Source organism: Symmachiella dynata, assembly GCF_007747995.1.
Lineage (GTDB): Bacteria > Planctomycetota > Planctomycetia > Planctomycetales > Planctomycetaceae > Symmachiella > Symmachiella dynata.
Window position 1 is genome coordinate 6,997,452 of sequence record NZ_CP036276.1, and the last position, 18,607, is coordinate 7,016,058.

The following is an 18,607-nucleotide window of genomic DNA, read 5'->3' on the forward strand; positions in this document are numbered from 1 at the left end:
GAATTCTTGCGGCCGCTACCGAAGAAGAAATTGGCACTGGGTAGCCGCGATTGCCCCCGGCAATCGGGGCGGGCGAAGCCCGCAAGAAGCCGCAGTTTGTGCGCTCCTCGACAAGCAGAGCCTCATCGGCAGGGACAGCTGAAACTGCTGCGTCTTGTGCCTGCGGCACACCGATTGCCGTTGGCAATCGCTGCCACCCGATGCTTGCTTCCCCCCCTCCGGTGAAATGCAATATGTTGCGAAGGGCAAAGGGAACGCCAAACGTGGAACGCCCCTCACCCCCGGCCCCTCTCCCAGAGGGAGAGGGGGGAACCATTTCTTCTCCCTCTCCCTCTGGGAGAGGGCCGGGGTGAGGGTTTTCGGACGACAAGTGAACGTCCCAATCCAACTCAACTCCAATTTCAGCCCAACATCGAAAAACTCCGACCTGTAGCAGATTACCCCCCGATGCGTTTCGCGCGAGTCCGATCGAGCGAACGTCAACCATGGCTCGCCCCTCACCCCCGTCCCCTCTCCCAGAGGGAGAGGGGGGAATTCAGGGACGGTTACCACCGGCGGTGTGGGTGCGTATAATGGAGGGCGTCCATTTGTCGTGGGCATTATCCAACGTCATCCGCTAAGTTCACCGAGCCTTCGATCCACCGTGACCAACCCGCAACACACCCTGCATACCGATCACTCGCGGCATTGGCGCGAGAATACGTTTGTCTATCCGGTCCTCTCCCGCCGTAGTCGCGGGGTGTCGATCGGGGTGAATCTGAATCCGGACAAGGTCTGTAACTTCGACTGTATCTATTGTCAGGTCGATCGCCGTAGCGAAGCGGAGACGCGGTTTGTTGCCACGGAGCAGTTGTTGACCGAAATCGACGCGATGCTGGGATACGTCTCCAGTGGCGCGCTGTTCGCCGAAGAACCGTTCTCGACCGTGCCGCCCCAGTTGCAGCGGCTGAACGACATCGCCTTTTCCGGGGATGGGGAGCCGACGACGTATCGCAACATTGACCAGATCGTCGGAGAGGTGGCCGGTCTCAAAAAACGGCACGGGTTGGACGACGTGAAGATGGTGTTGATCACCAACGCCAGCATGTTCCACCGCCCAGCTTGCCGCGAGGCCCTGCGGATTTTGGATGCCAACAACGGCGAGATCTGGGCCAAGCTCGATGCGGGAACGGCGGAGTATTATCACCTGATCGAGCGGACGAAGATCCCGTTTCAACGGATCCTAGACAACATCACCGAAGCCGCCCGCGAACGGCCGTTGGTGCTGCAAAGCCTCTTCATGCGCGTGAATGGCGATCCCCCGCCACCGGAAGAAATCGACGCCTACTGTACTCGGATCAACGAAATCCAAGGGGCAGGCGGACAAATCAAACTCGCCCAAATCTACACCGTCGCCCGCCCCCCGGCAGAGAGTTTCGTCTCGTCGCTGACCGACGCCGAAGTCGACGCAATCGCCGAGCAGGTGCAGCGGGAAACAGGCGTGCCGGCGGAATGTTTTTATGGCGGGTGACCGATCGTGTACATCATCAATTCGAGACGTAAGGAGTGACGCTCATGGGATTGGATGTGGTGGAATTAGTCATGGATGTGGAGGAGGAGTTCGACATCAAAGTCCCGGATGGGGATTATGAGTTCCTAGCGACTGTGGGTGATTTCCATGGATACATTTGTGTAAAGACACAGGTCAAGAAATCGGATGTTTGCCTGAGCAGTAAAGCGTTTTTGCGACTGCGACGTGGGCTGATGTCGGCGATCGGGATTGACCGCGAACAGGTGCGGCTGGAAACGCCGATCGACGAATTGGTCCCGATTTCAGGACGGAGGCAGAATTGGCATCGGTTGCAAGAGGATATGAGGGTCAGGCTGCCGGAACTGCGACGGCCGGAGTGGTTGTCGACTACTTTGCAAACCGGGGCGATCGCTGCGATTCTGGTATCATTTTTGACCGCGTCGGCGACATTGACTGATCCGTTTGGTCCGAAATTGGTGTGGCTTTCTCTCTTCCCGCTCAGCATTGCTGCGACGGTTTTAGCCTATTGGCTGACAGTTCCATGGGCAGTCTGCCTGTCACCGGGGTGCGTCACGATTCGCAACCTGACGACGACGGTTCTGAATCAGAACTATTATCGTTTACTGTCACGGGAGAATTTGCCAGTCGAGCCGTCGGATGAGGTTTACCGCCGGTTGGTAAATATGGTCAGCGAACATTTAGGCGTTCCGCTGGAGGATATTCACCCAGAGTCGCGATTCATCGAGGACTTAGGATGCGGATAACCCGCTGTATTTGATTTCACGGCGCGTGTATGGTATCCCCATCGACTCCCCAAACTGACGGCTTGGCCGTCGTACTCGGCGCGGGAGGGCTGGTTGACGTCCCAGGTTCGTCGCCCCTCACCCCGGCCTTCTCCCAGAGGGAGAAGGAGATATTTATCATTGAATAGTTGGTAGAACACCCCATGCAACACGACGTCAGCCACAACGAATTTCAACGTGCACAGCAACTCATTCCCGGCGGTGTGAATAGCCCGGCGCGGGCTTTTGGTGGGGTCGGGGGTGAGCCTCCGTTTATTGAGCGGGGGAGCGGGGCGTATTTATACGATGTCGATGGCAACAAACTACTGGACTATGTGGGGTCGTGGGGGCCGCATATTTTGGGGCATCGGCATCCGGCGGTGATCGAAGCGATTCAGCAAACGCTGGCACGTGGAACCAGCTTTGGCGCGCCGACGGTGCAGGAATCGGAATTGGCGGAACTGGTCATCGACGCGGTTCCTTCAATCGAACAGGTGCGTATGGTCAACTCCGGAACCGAAGCGACGATGAGCGCCATTCGGCTGGCGCGGGGATTCACCGGACGGGATAAGATCATCAAATTCTCCGGCTGTTATCACGGGCATGTCGACAGCCTGTTGGTCCAAGCGGGAAGTGCGGCGCTGACGTTGGGAACCCCCTCAAGCCCCGGAATTCCGGCCGGTTGCACGGCGGACACACTGTCTTTGGAATACAACGATACCCAGCAATTGGCCGAAGTTTTTGCTGCTCAGGGGAGTGAAATCGCCTGCGTGATCCTGGAGCCGGTTGTGGGCAATATGGGCGTGGTTGCTCCCTCGACGGAGTTTTTACAGACGCTCCGCCAGTTGTGCGATGAGCACGGTGCGTTGTTGATTTTCGACGAAGTGATGACCGGATTTCGGGTCGCTTATGGCGGGGCGCAAGAGCGGTTTGGGATGCGGCCCGATTTGACGACGCTGGGAAAAATCATCGGCGGCGGCATGCCGGTGGGAGCCTACGGCGGGCGGGCGGATGTGATGAAATCGATTTCGCCGACCGGTCCGGTCTATCAAGCGGGGACACTTTCGGGTAATCCGATGGCCATGGCCTGCGGGATTGCCACGCTGCGGACACTGAAAGAAACCGATCCGTATGCCGAATTGGAACGGAAAACCAAGCGTTTGGTGGCCGGTTTGAGCAAGGCGGCCGGCAAGGCGGACGTGCCGCATACGGTTCCGCATGTGGGAAGCATGTTCACGTTGTTTTTCAATGCCGAGCCGGTCACGAATTATACAGTGTCGTCGCGGAACGATACGGAGCGGTTCGCGCGGTATTTTTGGGGCATGCTGGACCGCGGGTTCTATCTGCCTTGCAGCCAATTCGAGGCGAATTTCGTGTCGGTCTGTCATACCGACGAAGATATCGACGCAACGATTGCGGCGGCTGGGGAGTCGATCGCGGCTGCGGTGGAAGCGGGTGAATAGCTTCTACAAAATCAGGCCCGCATTGCGACGGCGAAGCCGTCGGTTTGGGCTTTTTAGCGATTAGACGACGCGGGCGGTGAAGAGGTGGCAGCCGAAGAATTCGATCTGTTCGAATTCCAATGGTTTGGCGAATCGACACATGACCGTCCAAAGTCCCTGGCCAGCCGGTTGCTGACGCACGACTTCAGCGACGGCAATTAAGCGGTGGCCGAAGAGCGGATTTTCGATCTTCATGCAGACCGATTGTCCGAGTTCCAATGAACGACCGAGCGTCATGGCCAGACCGCTGCGGCTAATGTCGACCATGCGGCCTTTGATTTGCGAACTATGCAGCGTCCAGGCTCGCTGGAAGAGAGAATTCTCACTCCCCCCGGTATCGGCACAGAGAGAAACCGTACAGCGGCTGATGCGACGCGGAAAAGCCCGCCGATCCAGGCGTGGCGGTTGCACGTTTGGCGCAGGGGTATCGTGAATTTTTACTCGGTTCGTGGCGGCTGAGGGTGGCTGTGATGCGCGCAGTGGTTGTTTCTGTGCAAGTATTTTTAGCGCATGGGCCAGCGCCGAGTGCGGTGCTCCGGCTTGAGCCACACCGGGCTCTACCTTCTCGCAAGAGCCAAGTGAGGAGGGAGTGAAGATCTGTTGGGTATCTATCATAGTCCAGGCGACCGCCGATTGCTTCCGATGTTTAACGAGCGTCATGAACCTTAAACCGTTGTGGGACATAACGATATGAGTTGCGCAACCATAGTTCGAGGAGGGTAGCGTGTCAAAAACGGTCGCTGTTGCCTGATCAATATGGAAGGCATGGTCGCCAGGAAGATCGTATTGTGACGGTTGTAGAGGCGGAAGGATGGGACATTTAGGAAAGAATACACATCCTGGACCGACGAGTCTTCGCACACACCCCAATCATCCTAAGGCCTCAGACTGATAGCCTTGTGATGGATTTCGCGGCTGACTATACTCTCACGATTCTGGCGTGGCCGTGACGGAACTGGCTCAACGTCCGGAAAGAATGAACCGACTAACGATCGTGGTGTGAATGATTGCCGTTTAACATCACGCGTTGAGTAACGATTGAGCAACACGGCGCAAGGCCGTAAAAAAGAGGACCGATGCGTTTTTCGCTTGTTGATAAAATTACGTCATTGGAACCGGGACGTTCGATTACGGCTGTCAAGAACCTGTCGTTGGCCGAAGAATATCTGGCCGACCATTTTCCCGGGTTCCCGGTCATGCCGGGCGTCTTGATGCTGGAAGCCATGGTGCAAGCCGGGGCTTGGCTGGTGCGCGCGACGGATGATTTTTCTGAAAGCACGATCTTGTTGAAGAGCGCTAAAGCGGTGAAATTCAATAGTTTCGTGACGCCGGGAAATTGCTTGACGATCGATGTGAACTTGCAAAAAACATCCGACGGCGAGGTCACTCTCAAAGGCAAAGGGACTGTGGATGGCCGTTCAACAGTGAGTGCGCGGTTGATCTTGGAAAAATTCAATTTGGCCGACCGCAATCCGGAATTGGCGGCGTCGGACGAATATCGTATTCGCAAATTGCGCGAGTTGTTCGCGGAATTGTGGACACCTCTAGAACAAACAGTGTGATTCAGGGCCCGGCCCTTTTTGTGAATCACACTTCTATATTGGAAGAAGTTGGAATCTGATGAGTCTCGAAGGTAAAACGGCGTTAGTGACCGGTGGGAGCCGGGGGATCGGCAAGTCGATCGTATGGGCGTTGGCAAAAGCCGGCGCGAAGGTCGCGTTCGTCTATCAATCCAGCAAAGAGGCGGCCGACCAATTGGTTTCCGATCTGGAGCTGGATCAACACGAAGCCCTTGCGATTCAAGCCGACGTCAAAGACAAAGACGCAGCCGATGCGGCTGTGGCTCAGGTGCTCGAAAAGTGGGAAAAGATCGACATTTTGGTCAATAACGCGGGGATTATCCGCGATACCTTATTGGCGCAAATGTCGCCGCAGCAATGGCAGGAAGTGATCGACACGAATCTGACGTCGGTGTACAACTTCTGCCAAGCGGTCACCCGGCCGATGATGTCGGCGCGTTACGGGCGAATTATCAACATGTCGAGCGTTGCTGCCGAATTTGGTAATTCGGGACAAGTGAATTACGCCTCGAGTAAAGCAGGCATGATTGGTTTTACGCGTTGCCTGGCCACAGAATTAGCGCGGCGGGGCGTGACGGTAAATGCGGTGGCTCCTGGTTTTATTGAAACCGATATGACAGAAGCGGTCCGCAACTTAGCGGGCAGCGAACTGAAGAAAAAAATTCCTGCCCGACGGTTGGGTCAACCGGATGACGTTGCCCAAGCTGTCCTGTTTTTAGCTGGTGACGGGGCCTCCTATGTTACTGGTCAAACGATCAGTGTTGATGGCGGATTGACGTTGGGTGGATTTTAAGCTGTAAGCCTCTCCCGGGACGGAGAGGTCGCGGATACGGAAAAGTGGGTCGGGTCGCCATGCTGGATGGCGTCCAAAATGACGATGAACAATTAGGTTGGGTATTTTCAAATTAGGGACACAGCGCGGTCCGTGTGACATCTCAGGTCACGGAACCGCCACTAGGAGGAGGCGTAATGCCGACACAAGACGAGATTTACGAAAAAGTTGCCGAGACGATGGTGGATGCCTTGGGTTTGGATGACGACGAAGTCACTCCCGAGGCGACCTTGGTCGGCGATTTGGGTGCGGAATCGATCGACTTTTTGGACATCGTGTTCCGTTTGGAAAAGACGTTCGATGTGAAGATTCCTCGCGGCGAATTGTTCCCAGAGAATCTGACCGCCGGCGATCCCAATTTGGTCAAAGATGGCGTCGTGACCGAAGAAGGCTTGGCGACTTTGCGCGAAAAATTGCCGTTTGCAGATGTCGACAAGTTTGCTGCGGATCCCCAAGTGGAGAACATCGGCGACCTGTTCACCGTACAAATGATCGTCAATTACCTCGATAAAAAACTGGCGTCCTAACGCACAGTTCGAGGTCGATTTTTAAACAGACCGGTTCGGCGGGAGATTCGCCGGGCCGGCCTTTTCACGTTGTTTGCGCGGATACCGCGGCCTAACGCGCGTTGCACCGAGAGCAGAGGCGAGTGATTCCATGCGGTGGATCTGGATAGATCGGTTTACAGAGTTCGAAAGCGGTTCGCATGCCACGGCCGTTAAGAATGTCACGTTGGCCGAAGAGCATTTGCACGACCATTATCCCGGATTTCCGGTGATGCCCGGTTCGTTGATCATGGAAGGCTTGGCGCAAACGGGTGGGATTTTGCTCGGTGAGAAAAACGACTTCGAGCATGTCGTGATTCTTGCCAAAATCCCCAAATGTGAATTTCACAGTTGGGCCTGTCCGGGCGACAAGCTGACCTATAAGGTCAACCTGGTGGAGTCTTCGGAGCAAGGCGGTATGGTGGAATGTACGGCAACGGCCGGGGACCGCCTCGTCGCTGAAGCCGAAATTGTGTTCGCCCATGTCGACAAAACCCGTCCGGAAGCGGCGGCGATTGATCAAAAGAACTTCGTGTTCAGCATGCGGTTGCTGGGTGTGATGGATGTCGGCAAAGCCGGGGACGGCAGTACGAAGATTTCCGTGAAAGCCGAATCCCACTAGCCGGACTGTTGACCCAGGATAAATTGAATCGACTGGGCGGTCCCTTTTCCACATCTACGAGAATCGTGCTTGGCCTACAACGGGCTACGCGGATACAATAGTTGTCGTCCGCGGCACGTGATGGATGCCCGGCCGCCACAATTGAGTTTTCAAATCCCCGCGTTTCCATTCCTTTGAGAATTTGGATAGCAGTTCCATGAGACGTCGAGTTGTCGTAACCGGAATCGGTTGTATCACGCCCGTGGGCAACACTGTGGAATCCATGTGGAAAGTCTTGCAGGAAGCGGGTAGCGGCGTGGGGCCGATTTCGCACTTCGATGCCTCCAACTTTCCCACGCAAATTGCCGGCGAAGTCAAAGGCTTCGACTTCAGCAGCTACGTCGATGACGAAAGCCTGTATGAACACGCTGGACGGAATGTTCGCTTTGCCATTGGGGCGGCGACCGACGCGATTAAAGATTCAGGGCTGATGGACGACCCGAATCTCGACCCGGTCGATTTCGGCGTCTATTTGGGAGCCGGTGAAGGGCAACAGGACTTCATGAGCCTGATGCGGATCATCGCCGATGCCTCGAAAAACGGCGAAGTCGACTTGGTGCAATTCACGCGAAACGGTTTGGCGGCTTTGCATCCTCAAGCGGAATTGGAACAAGAACCCAATATGCCGGTGGGGCACTTGGCATCGATTTTCAATGCCCAAGGCCCAAATGCCAATTGTCTAACTGCCTGTGCCGCCTCCAGCCAAGCAATCGGCGAAGCGACGGAAATTATTCGTCGTGGCGATGCGGACGTCATGTTGTCGGGCGGAGCGCACAGCATGATTCACCCGTTTGGCGTGACCGGGTTTAACCTGCTAACGGCGTTATCGACCAATAACGAGGTCCCCCAAGCCGCGTCGCGTCCCTTCGATAAAAACCGCGATGGTTTCGTGTTGGGTGAAGGGGCAGGGATGTTGGTTTTGGAAGAATTGGATCGGGCCAAGGCACGGGGCGCCAAGATTTATGCGGAGATCGCCGGTTATGGTTCCACGGCAGATGCGTTTCGCATTACCGATACACACCCCGAAGGACGGGGAGCGATTGCCTGTATCAAAATGGCGCTCAATGATGCGAAGGTGAATACGGATCAAATCGACTATGTGAACGCGCATGGCACCAGCACTTCGGTGAATGACCGCGTGGAAACATTAGCCATCAAAGGCGCATTGGGCGATGATGCTCGCAACACTCCGGTTTCCAGCATCAAAAGCATGATGGGACACTTGATCGCCGCTGCGGGAAGCGTGGAAGCAATCACGTGCATCTTGGCGATGCGCGATGGCGTTCTGCCACCGACGATCAATTACGAGACTCCTGATCCTGATTGCGATCTGGACTATGTCCCGAACGAATCGCGTCCGCAACAAGTCTCGCGGGCGCTGTCCAACAGCTTTGGATTTGGCGGGCAGAATATTTCGCTTATTTTCTCCAAGTTCCAAGACTGAGCTGTGGGCACCCAAGTGGTCCAGTTTGGGCGTCACACTAGGTGGAGCTCGGCGTTTGAAATCGTTCCTGGGGCGGGACGGGACCGATTTCAGTTGAAATGTGGGACAAAGATCCCTAAAATCGCGGATTGCGGCAATTTCTCTCGGTCACCGCAACGAATCGTGCGGTCAGTGTTTTTGATCGTCAAACTTGCGGAATTCTAGGGCTTTAGAACGTCCAATCTGTTGTGTCGCTTATGGCGGCTAAGCGGGTGATTCAGATATAAATCGAGTCGAGCAGTCGCTCGGCACGAGCATGACAGTCAACCGGCGGCATGTTGCCGCAGTGGTTTTTGAGACAGTGAAGAGAGGTTTAACGTGACAGTTCATAAGAGTTTACGTCGGGGAGGCCGTCTGGCACGTTCGCGGAATGTGTTGACGCGAGCGGAGCGGGTCGCCCAAATGAAGTCGGAAGATCGCTGGGTCGAAGGACGCAGTCCTCTGGGACTTCCCAAGGTTCGGGTCATTAAGTTGGTAATTGGCAAAAAGAAGAAGAAGAAATCTGCGGAAGAAGACGAAACTAAGTGAGAAGGACGCTAGAGGAGTTCCGGCGACGGCTATGTACGGTCGTCATGCGGTAATTCCCGAGATTTTGAGCGGATTCGCCAAATACCAGGATGGATATTTGCCCGTATCGGATTCTCACGCGTTTGCTTTTGGAACACGGTCTGAATGTGCGCCGTCGTACAAAAGTCACCGGGACCCGCCAGAGGAGGTCGGGCTGGTAAAGCATCCTTCGCGTTTTCGTTTTCGTTGGTCGAGCCACATAGGGCTGCTGGTCGATACTCGAATTGATGGGTATTGGATGAGCGGTGGGTCGCCTGTCGAATCGGCTTAGATACTGCACGAATTCGCGGACAGGAGTCATGCTCGATACAGTCCGATACTGGGGCGGTGCACCAATCCGTCTCCGCATGCGCCGTCAAGTTGCGAGCTTTGTAAAGGCTACGCAAAATTCACGTGGTGCGCAAAATGCCGTCCTTCAGCGACTCATCGCGCTCAATGCAGACAGCGATTTTGGTCGCCAGCACGGCTTTTCTGAGATTCGCAACGTGGCTGATTTCCGCGCCCGTTTGCCGATTTCTGATTACGAATATTTCCGCCCCTACATTGAGCGGCTCAAGAACGGTGAGAGTTCAGCGCTGTTGGGCCCGCAAAACCGGTTGTTGATGTTCGCGCTCACTAGCGGAACAACCTCGGGTGCGAAATACATTCCGATCACGTCACAATTCATGGACGACTATCGTCTCGGTTGGCGGATCTGGGGTGTCTGTGCCTACGATGACCACCGCGCTTTGTACAAGCGGCGGATCGTGCAGCTCAGTAGCGACTACGACCAGTTTCGCACGCCGGGGGGAACGCCTTGCGGCAATATCAGCGGGCTGGCCTGCGAAATGCTCAATCCGCTGATCCAAACGATGTATACCGTGCCCAAGCCGGTGATGAAAATCAAAGATCCGCGGTCGAAGTACTACGCCATGCTGCGTGCGGCGATCATGGACTCGAAAGTGGGCATCGTCACCACGGCCAACCCGAGCACGCTGCTGCATCTGGCGAAGTTGGCGGACGAATGTCGTGAGGACTTGATTCGCGACATTGCCGACGGCACGTTGTCGTCGAAGGTGACAGTCGATGATGAGATTCGCCGTGGATTGCGGAACAAGACACGGGCAAATCCGCGACGGGCACGCGAACTAGAAGCGATCGTCAATCGGACGGGACACCTGTATCCCAAGGACTTTTGGCCCGAGTTGGAACTGCTGTCGGTCTGGACCGGTGGCAGCATGGGACCGTACTTGGCGGGCCTGCCGCAGTTTTACGGTGAAAACAACATCCGCGACCACGGTCTGTCAGCCAGCGAAGGTCGCATGACGATTCCTTTGTCCAGCAATACGTCGTCCGGCGTGCTCGATGCAACGTCGCACTTTTTCGAGTTTATTCCTGAAGAGGAAATGGGCTCAGACGATCCCACAGTGCTTGAAGCGCATGAGCTGGTCGAAGACCGGAACTATTTCATCCTGTTGACGACTGCATCGGGGCTGTACCGCTACGATATTCACGATGTCGTCCGCTGCACAGGATTTCTGGGAACGACGCCGACATTGGAGTTCCTCAATAAGGGGGCTCACATTTCCAGCATCACGGGCGAGAAGATTTCGGAAAGCCAAATTGTCGCCGCTGTTCGCGAAAGCGTCGATCCGCTGGGTCTGGAGCTGGGACATTTTACGGTCGTTCCGTCGTGGGGTGAGCCGCCGCAGTATCGATTCTTGGTGGAAGAAACGAATCTGCCTTCAGCTGATGTCGGCGCGAAAATTGTGGCCAGCACCGACCACTGCTTGAAGAGGTTGAACCCCGAGTACGACGAAAAACGAAATACCGGCCGACTGGGACCAATGACGATGCAGTTATTGCCCAAAGGAACCTGGGAGAAGTTTTGCGTCAAACGGCAATCCCGTGTGGGGGGTAGCCTTGAGCAATACAAGCATCCCTGCCTAGTCCCGCAGTTGGAATTCTACCAGGAGTTTATGGACGAATTCGTCAATGGTCGGCGGACGGACACCGATGGGATTCCGCGTCCTTACTCGTCAGCAGCAAATCGAGTGGATGCTAAATAGATCGATTCAGACTCAGATTCGGACTCGGCCGCTGATTGGGAGCGGTCGGGGAAATCGGTGAGTTCGATTTCTTCCATCCAATGCCGGATCTCCGCAACGTACTCGCTGGACAGATCGCCTTTGACAAGGACGTTTTGAAACTCGGCTGCTCCGTGTCGTGCAAGATCGGCGTCTTCGGCCGTTTTGAATCGTTTTTCCGGGTCGGGGTGCACCAGCTTTCGCAGCATCCGAATCAGCAACTCGTTGAACGCCAATTCTTCAGGCGGCAGCAACTGGGGAAGTTGGTCGAGGATGGTGTGTTTTGCTTTGAGCGCGGCATTGAGACTTTTTTTGCCGAGAAAAGGTTGTGCCCCCGTGAGCATTTCGATGAGGACGTAACCCAAGCCGGCCAAGTCGGCTGCGGGTGAGCCGACGGTGCCCTGCAGGACTTCCGGTGCGGCATAGGCGGGTGTGCAGCGTCCCGTTTCCGGCCGATTGCGAAGATCATAGGCCGATCCGATATCGATGATCTTCACGCTCCCAGTCCGTTTGAGCATGATGTTGGCCGGTTTAATGTCGCTATGAACAATCCCGCGGCGGTGCAGCGCATCGAGCGCGGAGAGGCAACCGCGAAACACGGCGATAGCAAATGCCGGCCGAAGACGCGGTTTCTCCAGGCCGCGTGTTACAACGACCTCATTGATATCGCGCCAGCGTTCCGCCGAGACGCGTGACTTGAGATGTTTCATCATGCCCGGCTTGAGCAGGCGTTGTAAGTCGAATCCGTCGACCCATTCCATCTCCAACAGCCGCAAGCCATCAATGGCTACGAAGTCGTGAACAGCGATCAAATTGTCGTGTTGAACGCCGGCAACCTGAGAGGAGACCTGGGCGATGCGGGTCATTTCCCGCTCGTATTTGGCGGTTTCGTCAAAATGCTCGGGGGAAAAGATTTTGAGGGCGACAGGCAGTGAAAAGCCGTCCACACCACTGCGTTCACTGAGATAAACGACCCCTTGTCCCCCGACTCCGATACGGCGCAGAAAAGGGCGTTGCGCGACCCAATCGAGCTTTTGCCGCTCGAGTATCGCGTTGTAATTGGCCAGCAAATCCTGCTGGACGCTGCTGGGATCCTGTGGGGGGCCGTTCAGAGGTTATTCCTCACAATGGGAAGCAACCCCGCGAAAGGGGCTGGGTGGATGTGACACTCGAGATGTTCTTCAGACATCACGTGCCGACAGGGTCCTGGACACCAAAATTCGGCCAACGGTTCGCAGAGGGATGCGGCGAACTTAGCACGATCTTAACACAAACCTTGGGCGAGGAAAGGTATTTTTCGGCAACAGTCTTTCCGCAGGTCGCAAATATCAATCAAACAAATAGCTGACTGATTCAGCGCGGTGGATGCGTTTGATCGCCTCGCCCAGTAAGGGGGCGACGGTGACGGTGTGCAGGTTGGGGAGGTCTTGAGCTTTGGCGATTGGCAAGCTGTTGGTGACGACCACTTCCTTGACAGGAGCTTCGCACAAACGTGACACCGCTGAACCACAAAACACGGCATGGGCGGCGCTGATGTAGATTTCTTCGGCTCCATGCTTGTGGGCGACGTCGGCAGCGCCGCAGATCGAACCGGCTGTGGAGATCATATCGTCGAACAGTACGGCAATTTTGCCCTGCAGTGGTTCGCCGATGAGATTGGCCTGTTGCGTGCGGGTGGCACTGCTGCGGCGTTTGTCGACGATGGTCAAACTGCCGCCCAGATGGCGCTGATGATGCAAGGCGCGCTTAATGCTGCCCTCGTCGGGACTGACAATGGCCAGCTTGTCGGGGGGCAAATTCAGTGAACGGAAGTATTGATCCAGAATCGGCGCTGCATAGAGGTGGTCAACCGGCAGGTCGAAGAACCCTTGGATTTGGGCGGCATGCAGATCCATCGTCAGCACGCGATCGGCACCGGCGGTGACGATCATGTTGGCGGCCAACTTGGCGGTGATCGGAACGCGTCCGGCGTCTTTGCGGTCTTGTCGCGCGTAGCCAAAATAGGGGATGACTGTGGTGATCCGTTCGGCGCTGGCCCGTTTGCAGGCGTCGATCATGATCAACAACTCCATCAAGTTGTCATTGACCGGCGGGCCGGTGGGTTGAAACAAGAACACATCGCGGCCACGAATGTTCTGCTCCAATTTGCAGCCAATTTCCCCATCGGGAAAATCCCAGAGATCGATTTTCCCGAGCGTGATGCCGAGATAATCGGCGACTTCGCGGGCCAATTCGGGATGTGCCCGGCCGCTGATCAGCGTGAGAATATCGTGCATGGCGGATTTTGCTGCGCGCGGGAACGTGGCGGAGTGAGAGAGTACCGACACGCGCCATTGAATCGCGGGGCGGGGGGAGTGTCAAGGGTTCGGCGGTGAAGGAGTGGTGGGGGGACGGGTCGGGGTAGGCGCTCGTTTGATTTTGATGGCGAGCCTCACGCCTGTTCCCTCACGCCTGATGCCTGGGTGGGGAGACCTTCGGTCGGGGGGGTGCGGGGTCGGGAGACCCGCGCACAGCGTTTGGCCCGCGCACAACGTTTGGGCCACGCTCAGCCGATGCGTTCGAATGCTGCGACTGTTGTGCCGTCGGGGAGGTTGGCTGTTCCGTCGATGGCTGCGTGGGGGCCGATTTGGCAGTTGTTGCCGATGGTGACCGGGCCGCTGATTGTGGTGAAGGGGTAGATCGTGGTGTCGCGGCCGATCTGGGCGCGGGGGTCGATGTAGGTTTGTGCCGGGTCGACGATCGTGGTGCCCTCGAGCATCAGGGCCTGCATGGTGGCGTCCTGGATGCTGCGATGCACCTGGGCGAGTTGATCGCGGCTATTGACGCCCAAGGCTTCTTCGATGGTCAACCGCTGGGCGGCGACGACGCGTTGGCCATCAGCCAGCATGATGGCGGGGGCGTCGGTCAGGTAGAGTTCACCCTGCTTGTTGTCGGTGTTGACGTGTTTCAGGGCAGCGAAGAGTCGCTGATTGTCGAAGACGTAGCAACCGACGTTGATTTCGGTGATCGCTTTTTGAGCAGCATCAGCGTCTTTCTCTTCGACGATGCACTGGAATTCGCCGTCGGCATTGCGGACGATGCGGCCGAGTCCGAAATTGTTTTCGGTGACAGCGGTGCCGATCACGCAGGAAGCTTTTTCGTCTTCATAGTCCTTGAGCAGGGCGGAGAAAGAACTGCTTTGCATCAGCGGCGCGTCGCCGGTGAGGATCATGGTGGCGCCGTCGTGCTGGCGGAGGTTTTCTTCACAGACCATCACCGCATGCCCGGTGCCGTTTTGTTGGGCCTGCAAGGCAAATTCGACATCCTTGTGCACCGAGAGCGCGGTTTTGACCTGCTCTGCTTCATGACCCACGACAACGACCAGCCGCTCGACACCGGCGGAACGGGCGGCATCGAGGACGTATTCGATCATCGGCCGGCCGCACAATGGGTGCAGGACCTTGGGCGTCGCCGATTTCATACGGGTGCTTTTTCCGGCAGCGAGGACGATGGCGACGGGGGCGGCGGCGGGCATGGTGTGGCTCTTTTTTTGTAGGCGGTAGGCAGTAGTCAGTAGTCAGAAAAGAGTGGCCGGTAGTCAGTGGCCGGTGGCGAGTGGAGATCGTGTTTGCGGGATCTTGGTTGTTTTTTGTTTGTCTTGTGGGTTGGACTGTTCGGCTGGCTTTGAGGGTACGGCAACTCTCTTGAAGGTTACGGTTCGCGCCGTAGGCTTTGGCTCGAATCCTCCGGCTAAGTGGTACGCACCAAAATGATCTTGGACCCACTCCGGGACATTGCTTTTCGATGTTTTTTCGTAGGTCGTTTTTGCGGAAATGAACAGGTTCAACTCGGGTATTTCTTTTAGTGCGCGAAATTCGTCGTTGAAGCGGTTTGAAATCCAGATTTTCCCTGAAACTTTGCCTCCGTCGTTCAAGGTCACAGTATTGTCCCGGCCAAGTAAATCGTAACCATAAGAAACGGATAAAAAATAGACGGTTTGGACGCGATATCGGTCCGGTATCCCGGAAACCTCTATCGAACTTTGCCTGGGCCCTGACCAGGGAAGATTCCACTTATCGATCACAACATTGTCGGGACAATAGGGAGACAGGAATTCTCCGGCATCCTGTTTGTTGTAAGCCAATGTGAGGGATACCCAAACGTGGCCTTTTTGATCGACTTCAAGGCTGTCTGCATGCAACGTTAAGGCGCGGTCCTGCGCGAACGCGACCAGGTGTTCATGGCCTAGTTCAGACAATAGGCATCCAAGGGCAAGAATGAGTTCCATTGTGCATCCAGTTGCCGGTGGTCAGTTGTCGGTGGCGAGTGGAGTGTTCGTTTGCTCGCGAGGATCGGGTTCCCACGTTTCGGTGGTTCGGTTGTAGATTTCGCCGGTTTGGCCGTTGATCATCCGACCGTGCGTTCTGGCTGTAAAACGACTGTTGAAAAGGCCAAACGCATTGAGGATGTAGTAATTGTTTTCGTCGGCATAGTAATAGTCGGTAAATATTTTGAGACCATCCTGTGCCGCTATGATTTCACTTAGTTCTTTAGGCGAGATATTGAAACCGTCTGGCGTTTCGAGCTCTGCAGCCTTGGAGGTATCGCCGACGTATCGAATTGGCGATTTACCCAATCCGGCGCAGCCAACGAAAATGATGAGAACGGTAGGTAGGGCGAAGCGATTCAGGGTTGATCGGATTTGCATGATGCCTCGATTTCGATTCGTCATGCACAGCATGACCTACGGGGTTTATCGGGCCACCGGCCACTTTTTCCCCTAAAACCGCAGCCCCATGCGAGCGATGAAGCCGGTGTCGATGTCTAGGTCCGGGGCGATTGTTTGGAAGCTGAATTCGCGGTTGAAGACCCAACCTGCTTCGATGAAACCTGACACACAGCAGCCGTAGTTGCGGAAGCCCATCAGGATGCGAAAGTCTTCGATTTGCATGCGGTCGGTTAAGCCTGTTCCTTGGAGCGTGACTTCGTAGGCTTCGACGTGATATTCGCCGCGGCCGTAGAACCAGGTGGGGCCGAAAGCGGTGTTGCCGATGAAATAGTCGATGCGGGGGCGCGGCCAGACCATGGTGAATTCCCAACGGTCATCGGGACGCCAAACAAAACCGGCGTAGGGGACGATCAGATCGTCGACCCGGTCCCAATACTGTACTCCGAGGGCCCAGGTCCATTGGGGGCTGGTACGGATGAACAAGGCTCCCCGGCCATCCCACATCCAGGCTTCGGACGAGGCCTTTTCGAAATCGCTGGCGACTTGGGGAGTAAAACCGATCTCAAAAGAGTAGGGGCTGCTGACGGAGGTCGAGAGTTGGAAATCACTGGCGAGGCGATAGGCATTGGGCCCCAAGGGCAAGCCGGACGGACCACCCCAGCTGCGGTAGTTGAATTCCGGGCTCCAGGAGAACGCGGAGTCTTGAAACCATCGCCACGTCCGCCGCAATTGAGAGTCGAACTCAAAAACGCTGAATTTTCCGAACGGGCTTTCGGTGCTGGCAGCCGGCAGATATCCGACTTCCCATTTCGAGCTCCAGCCAAAACGGACCGGTTCGGGACCAGCGGAGCCGTAGAATCCGTTGGAACCGGGAACCGTATTGTAGGTCGGCATCGTTTGGTCGTAAGGAGTGACGAATCCGGGCTGCGGCGGCAGAAACGGGTCGCCACCGGTATAAGGAGGCGGAGTTCCATAGGAGGGCTGATCGCCGTAGACCTGTGCGACCTGGACCGGTTGTGAAAATGTAGGCGGCGCCAACGGAGCATTGTAAGGTCCACCTGCAGCTGGAAACGATTGGCCGACCGGAAACGCTGTGGGTTGCGGCATGTACGTCGGGCTTTGCCCACGGACCTCGGCAGCGAATGCGGCTGACGGTGACGTTACATGAATGGGACCGGCAGCTTCAGGCTCAGCGGATATCAGGGCCAGTAGGCAAAGTAATTGTGCGTTCACGCCAGTGCACCTATGATTTCTGGGAAGTGCGGGGGGAAATCGGTGGCGAAATGTCCTTGAGAGATGCCACGTTTGCTCCGGGGATGGGGCGAATCCACACGTTGTGGAGTCCGCGCGTTTAAGGAGCGGTGTGCGATTGTCTAAAACCGGCGATTTTCGTCAACAGCAAGTCGGTGCTTGGGGGGAATTGAGATGGGAAAAAGGTTGTTGAGGGGCGGTGGGGAGTCGGCAGTAGGCGGTAGACAGTAGACAGAAAAGGGGAGAGTTGGTTGTTGGGGGGCTGTTGTATGTGGGGTGTGCTAATGAATCTTGCAACAAAAATCTTTCCGCGATTTGATCCGTTCGGAGATCGCTGCCCGAGCTGTGGGAAATGCGCTCTGCGGGAGTACCCAATCCACACGAATCCGCCGGTCAACTGGTCGCTGTGGGATTGCCTTAAGTGCGGCGGCGAATTTGTGAAGGAGGGCGGTCGCACTATTCCGCGTAAGGAATATGACGGGCCGTTGCTCGCCGAATTTTTCTTTTCGGTACGCGAACAGCCTGACGTAGATCCGAATGAATTATGGCGACAACTCGAATTGGAGCGGAATCAACACGAAAAAGGGGACGGGAATTGAGATGGGAAAAGGTTGTTGGGTTGGCAGTGGGGAGTAGACGGTAGGCAGTAGGCAGAGAAAGGGGCGGTTGTTGGCGAAATCTTTGCGGCTTTGCGTGAGGTTTTTCTGATAGCACCTCACAAAGCGATTCCACCAGGCGATCGAATCGATTCTGCTTCGGCGGCCAAGATGGTGTCGCTTCGCTCTCGGTGAACGGTTAAGCTGACGGCAGACGCAATGGGAGGCTGCTCGCTATGAAACGTCGTTATCTGATTCTCATCACCCTGCTGGCCGTCATGGCCTGTCCGCTCTTAGTGGGGCCGTATGCTTGGCTCGACTTCAATGGCCATTTGCCGGGAGCGATCAGCACGGCGGTCGATCCAGCTTATGCATTCTTAAAGACGGAAGCCGGGGGATTCGATTTCACTCGACATCTATTCGATTCCTATATCGGACTTTGGCTGGGTGGCAAACAAGAAGCGCGCCTTTACCGAATTATACGGACGTCCAGAAACGATTTGGCGAGGCGCTAGATTCTGATT

At 56.0% G+C, this 18,607-nt stretch carries 19 protein-coding genes; 12 read left to right on the forward strand and 7 right to left on the reverse strand.

The genetic code is table 11. The features are described 5' to 3' along the window. Positions 1–643 precede the first annotated feature (643 nt). From Mal52_RS26690 to hemL, 3 genes are all read left to right on the forward strand, one after another. On the forward strand, positions 644–1,510 hold the full coding sequence (locus Mal52_RS26690) for a radical SAM protein (RefSeq protein ID WP_231962451.1): 867 nt from the start codon (positions 644–646) through the stop codon (positions 1,508–1,510). A 44-nt stretch (positions 1,511–1,554) separates the two neighbouring features. Continuing rightward, positions 1,555–2,274 (forward strand): acyl carrier protein, encoded by a 720-nt coding sequence (locus Mal52_RS30640; protein ID WP_145379757.1) that lies wholly within the window; start codon positions 1,555–1,557, stop codon positions 2,272–2,274. A gap of 182 nt (positions 2,275–2,456) precedes the next feature. After that, entirely contained in the window at positions 2,457–3,755 is a 1,299-nt protein-coding gene (hemL, locus tag Mal52_RS26700; RefSeq protein ID WP_145379759.1) for a glutamate-1-semialdehyde 2,1-aminomutase, read from the forward strand. Positions 3,756–3,815: 60 nt separating this feature from the next. Here the strand turns inward: hemL and Mal52_RS26705 are convergent, their stop codons facing one another. Then, entirely contained in the window at positions 3,816–4,343 is a 528-nt protein-coding gene (locus Mal52_RS26705; protein ID WP_197534484.1) for a PilZ domain-containing protein, read from the reverse strand. A gap of 527 nt (positions 4,344–4,870) precedes the next feature. On the opposite strand from Mal52_RS26705, the gene Mal52_RS26710 reads away from it, so the two are divergent. The 7 genes from Mal52_RS26710 (at position 4,871) to Mal52_RS26740 (ending at position 11,510) form a co-directional block, all read left to right on the forward strand. Beyond that, the gene (locus Mal52_RS26710; RefSeq protein WP_145379763.1) at positions 4,871–5,356 is read left to right on the forward strand and encodes a 3-hydroxyacyl-ACP dehydratase FabZ family protein; all 486 of its coding nucleotides are present in this window, start codon (positions 4,871–4,873) and stop codon (positions 5,354–5,356) included. A 58-nt stretch (positions 5,357–5,414) separates the two neighbouring features. After that, on the forward strand, positions 5,415–6,167 hold the full coding sequence (fabG, locus tag Mal52_RS26715) for a 3-oxoacyl-[acyl-carrier-protein] reductase (protein WP_145379764.1): 753 nt from the start codon (positions 5,415–5,417) through the stop codon (positions 6,165–6,167). Positions 6,168–6,343: 176 nt separating this feature from the next. Then, a complete protein-coding gene (locus Mal52_RS26720) occupies positions 6,344–6,733 on the forward strand; it encodes an acyl carrier protein (RefSeq protein ID WP_145379766.1) in 390 nt (129 codons plus the stop codon). A gap of 130 nt (positions 6,734–6,863) precedes the next feature. Further along, positions 6,864–7,373 (forward strand): 3-hydroxyacyl-ACP dehydratase FabZ family protein, encoded by a 510-nt coding sequence (locus Mal52_RS26725; RefSeq protein ID WP_145379768.1) that lies wholly within the window; start codon positions 6,864–6,866, stop codon positions 7,371–7,373. Between the two features lie 196 nt (positions 7,374–7,569). Further along, positions 7,570–8,856 carry a beta-ketoacyl-ACP synthase II gene (fabF, locus tag Mal52_RS26730; protein ID WP_145379770.1) on the forward strand — a complete coding sequence of 429 codons (1,287 nt, stop codon included), beginning with the start codon at positions 7,570–7,572 and terminating at the stop codon, positions 8,854–8,856. Between the two features lie 357 nt (positions 8,857–9,213). Further along, entirely contained in the window at positions 9,214–9,423 is a 210-nt protein-coding gene (locus tag Mal52_RS26735; protein WP_145379772.1) for a small basic protein, read from the forward strand. A gap of 338 nt (positions 9,424–9,761) precedes the next feature. Further along, entirely contained in the window at positions 9,762–11,510 is a 1,749-nt protein-coding gene (locus Mal52_RS26740) for a GH3 auxin-responsive promoter family protein (RefSeq protein ID WP_145379774.1), read from the forward strand. Here Mal52_RS26740 and Mal52_RS26745 read toward each other — a convergent pair. The 6 genes from Mal52_RS26745 to Mal52_RS26770 form a co-directional block, all read right to left on the reverse strand. Continuing rightward, entirely contained in the window at positions 11,474–12,598 is a 1,125-nt protein-coding gene (locus Mal52_RS26745; protein ID WP_197534485.1) for a serine/threonine-protein kinase, read from the reverse strand. The genes Mal52_RS26740 and Mal52_RS26745 overlap by 37 nt on opposite strands. Positions 12,599–12,856: 258 nt before the next feature. Beyond that, positions 12,857–13,804, reverse strand: a complete 948-nt coding sequence (locus tag Mal52_RS26750) for a ribose-phosphate diphosphokinase (RefSeq protein WP_145379778.1) — start codon at positions 13,802–13,804, stop codon at positions 12,857–12,859. A 269-nt stretch (positions 13,805–14,073) separates the two neighbouring features. After that, entirely contained in the window at positions 14,074–15,042 is a 969-nt protein-coding gene (locus Mal52_RS26755; protein WP_145379780.1) for a bifunctional UDP-N-acetylglucosamine diphosphorylase/glucosamine-1-phosphate N-acetyltransferase GlmU, read from the reverse strand. A gap of 63 nt (positions 15,043–15,105) precedes the next feature. Next, on the reverse strand, positions 15,106–15,795 hold the full coding sequence (locus Mal52_RS26760) for a hypothetical protein (protein WP_145379782.1): 690 nt from the start codon (positions 15,793–15,795) through the stop codon (positions 15,106–15,108). A gap of 21 nt (positions 15,796–15,816) precedes the next feature. Further along, the gene (locus tag Mal52_RS26765) at positions 15,817–16,215 is read right to left on the reverse strand and encodes a hypothetical protein (RefSeq protein WP_145379784.1); all 399 of its coding nucleotides are present in this window, start codon (positions 16,213–16,215) and stop codon (positions 15,817–15,819) included. Between the two features lie 72 nt (positions 16,216–16,287). After that, positions 16,288–17,469 carry a hypothetical protein gene (locus Mal52_RS26770; RefSeq protein WP_145379786.1) on the reverse strand — a complete coding sequence of 394 codons (1,182 nt, stop codon included), beginning with the start codon at positions 17,467–17,469 and terminating at the stop codon, positions 16,288–16,290. 302 nt (positions 17,470–17,771) lie between these two features. Between Mal52_RS26770 and Mal52_RS26775 the strand changes: the two genes are divergently transcribed. After that, complete coding sequence (locus Mal52_RS26775) at positions 17,772–18,086, forward strand: hypothetical protein (RefSeq protein ID WP_145379789.1); 315 nt, start codon at positions 17,772–17,774, stop codon at positions 18,084–18,086. Between the two features lie 233 nt (positions 18,087–18,319). Continuing rightward, a complete protein-coding gene (locus Mal52_RS26780; RefSeq protein WP_145379791.1) occupies positions 18,320–18,598 on the forward strand; it encodes a hypothetical protein in 279 nt (92 codons plus the stop codon). The last annotated feature ends 9 nt before the right edge of the window (positions 18,599–18,607 follow it).

Coding starts and splice junctions, on each gene's coding strand:
- Mal52_RS26775 (WP_145379789.1), top strand. CDS start 17,772: ATGAATCTTGCAACAAAAATCTTTCCGCGATTTGATCCGTTCGGAGAT.
- Mal52_RS26740 (WP_145379774.1), top strand. CDS start 9,762: ATGCTCGATACAGTCCGATACTGGGGCGGTGCACCAATCCGTCTCCGC.
- Mal52_RS26750 (WP_145379778.1), bottom strand. CDS start 13,804: ATGCACGATATTCTCACGCTGATCAGCGGCCGGGCACATCCCGAATTG.
- Mal52_RS26760 (WP_145379782.1), bottom strand. CDS start 15,795: ATGGAACTCATTCTTGCCCTTGGATGCCTATTGTCTGAACTAGGCCAT.
- Mal52_RS26755 (WP_145379780.1), bottom strand. CDS start 15,042: ATGCCCGCCGCCGCCCCCGTCGCCATCGTCCTCGCTGCCGGAAAAAGC.
- Mal52_RS26720 (WP_145379766.1), top strand. CDS start 6,344: ATGCCGACACAAGACGAGATTTACGAAAAAGTTGCCGAGACGATGGTG.
- Mal52_RS26725 (WP_145379768.1), top strand. CDS start 6,864: ATGCGGTGGATCTGGATAGATCGGTTTACAGAGTTCGAAAGCGGTTCG.
- fabF (WP_145379770.1), top strand. CDS start 7,570: ATGAGACGTCGAGTTGTCGTAACCGGAATCGGTTGTATCACGCCCGTG.
- Mal52_RS26780 (WP_145379791.1), top strand. CDS start 18,320: ATGAAACGTCGTTATCTGATTCTCATCACCCTGCTGGCCGTCATGGCC.
- hemL (WP_145379759.1), top strand. CDS start 2,457: ATGCAACACGACGTCAGCCACAACGAATTTCAACGTGCACAGCAACTC.
- Mal52_RS30640 (WP_145379757.1), top strand. CDS start 1,555: ATGGGATTGGATGTGGTGGAATTAGTCATGGATGTGGAGGAGGAGTTC.
- fabG (WP_145379764.1), top strand. CDS start 5,415: ATGAGTCTCGAAGGTAAAACGGCGTTAGTGACCGGTGGGAGCCGGGGG.
- Mal52_RS26710 (WP_145379763.1), top strand. CDS start 4,871: ATGCGTTTTTCGCTTGTTGATAAAATTACGTCATTGGAACCGGGACGT.
- Mal52_RS26765 (WP_145379784.1), bottom strand. CDS start 16,215: ATGCAAATCCGATCAACCCTGAATCGCTTCGCCCTACCTACCGTTCTC.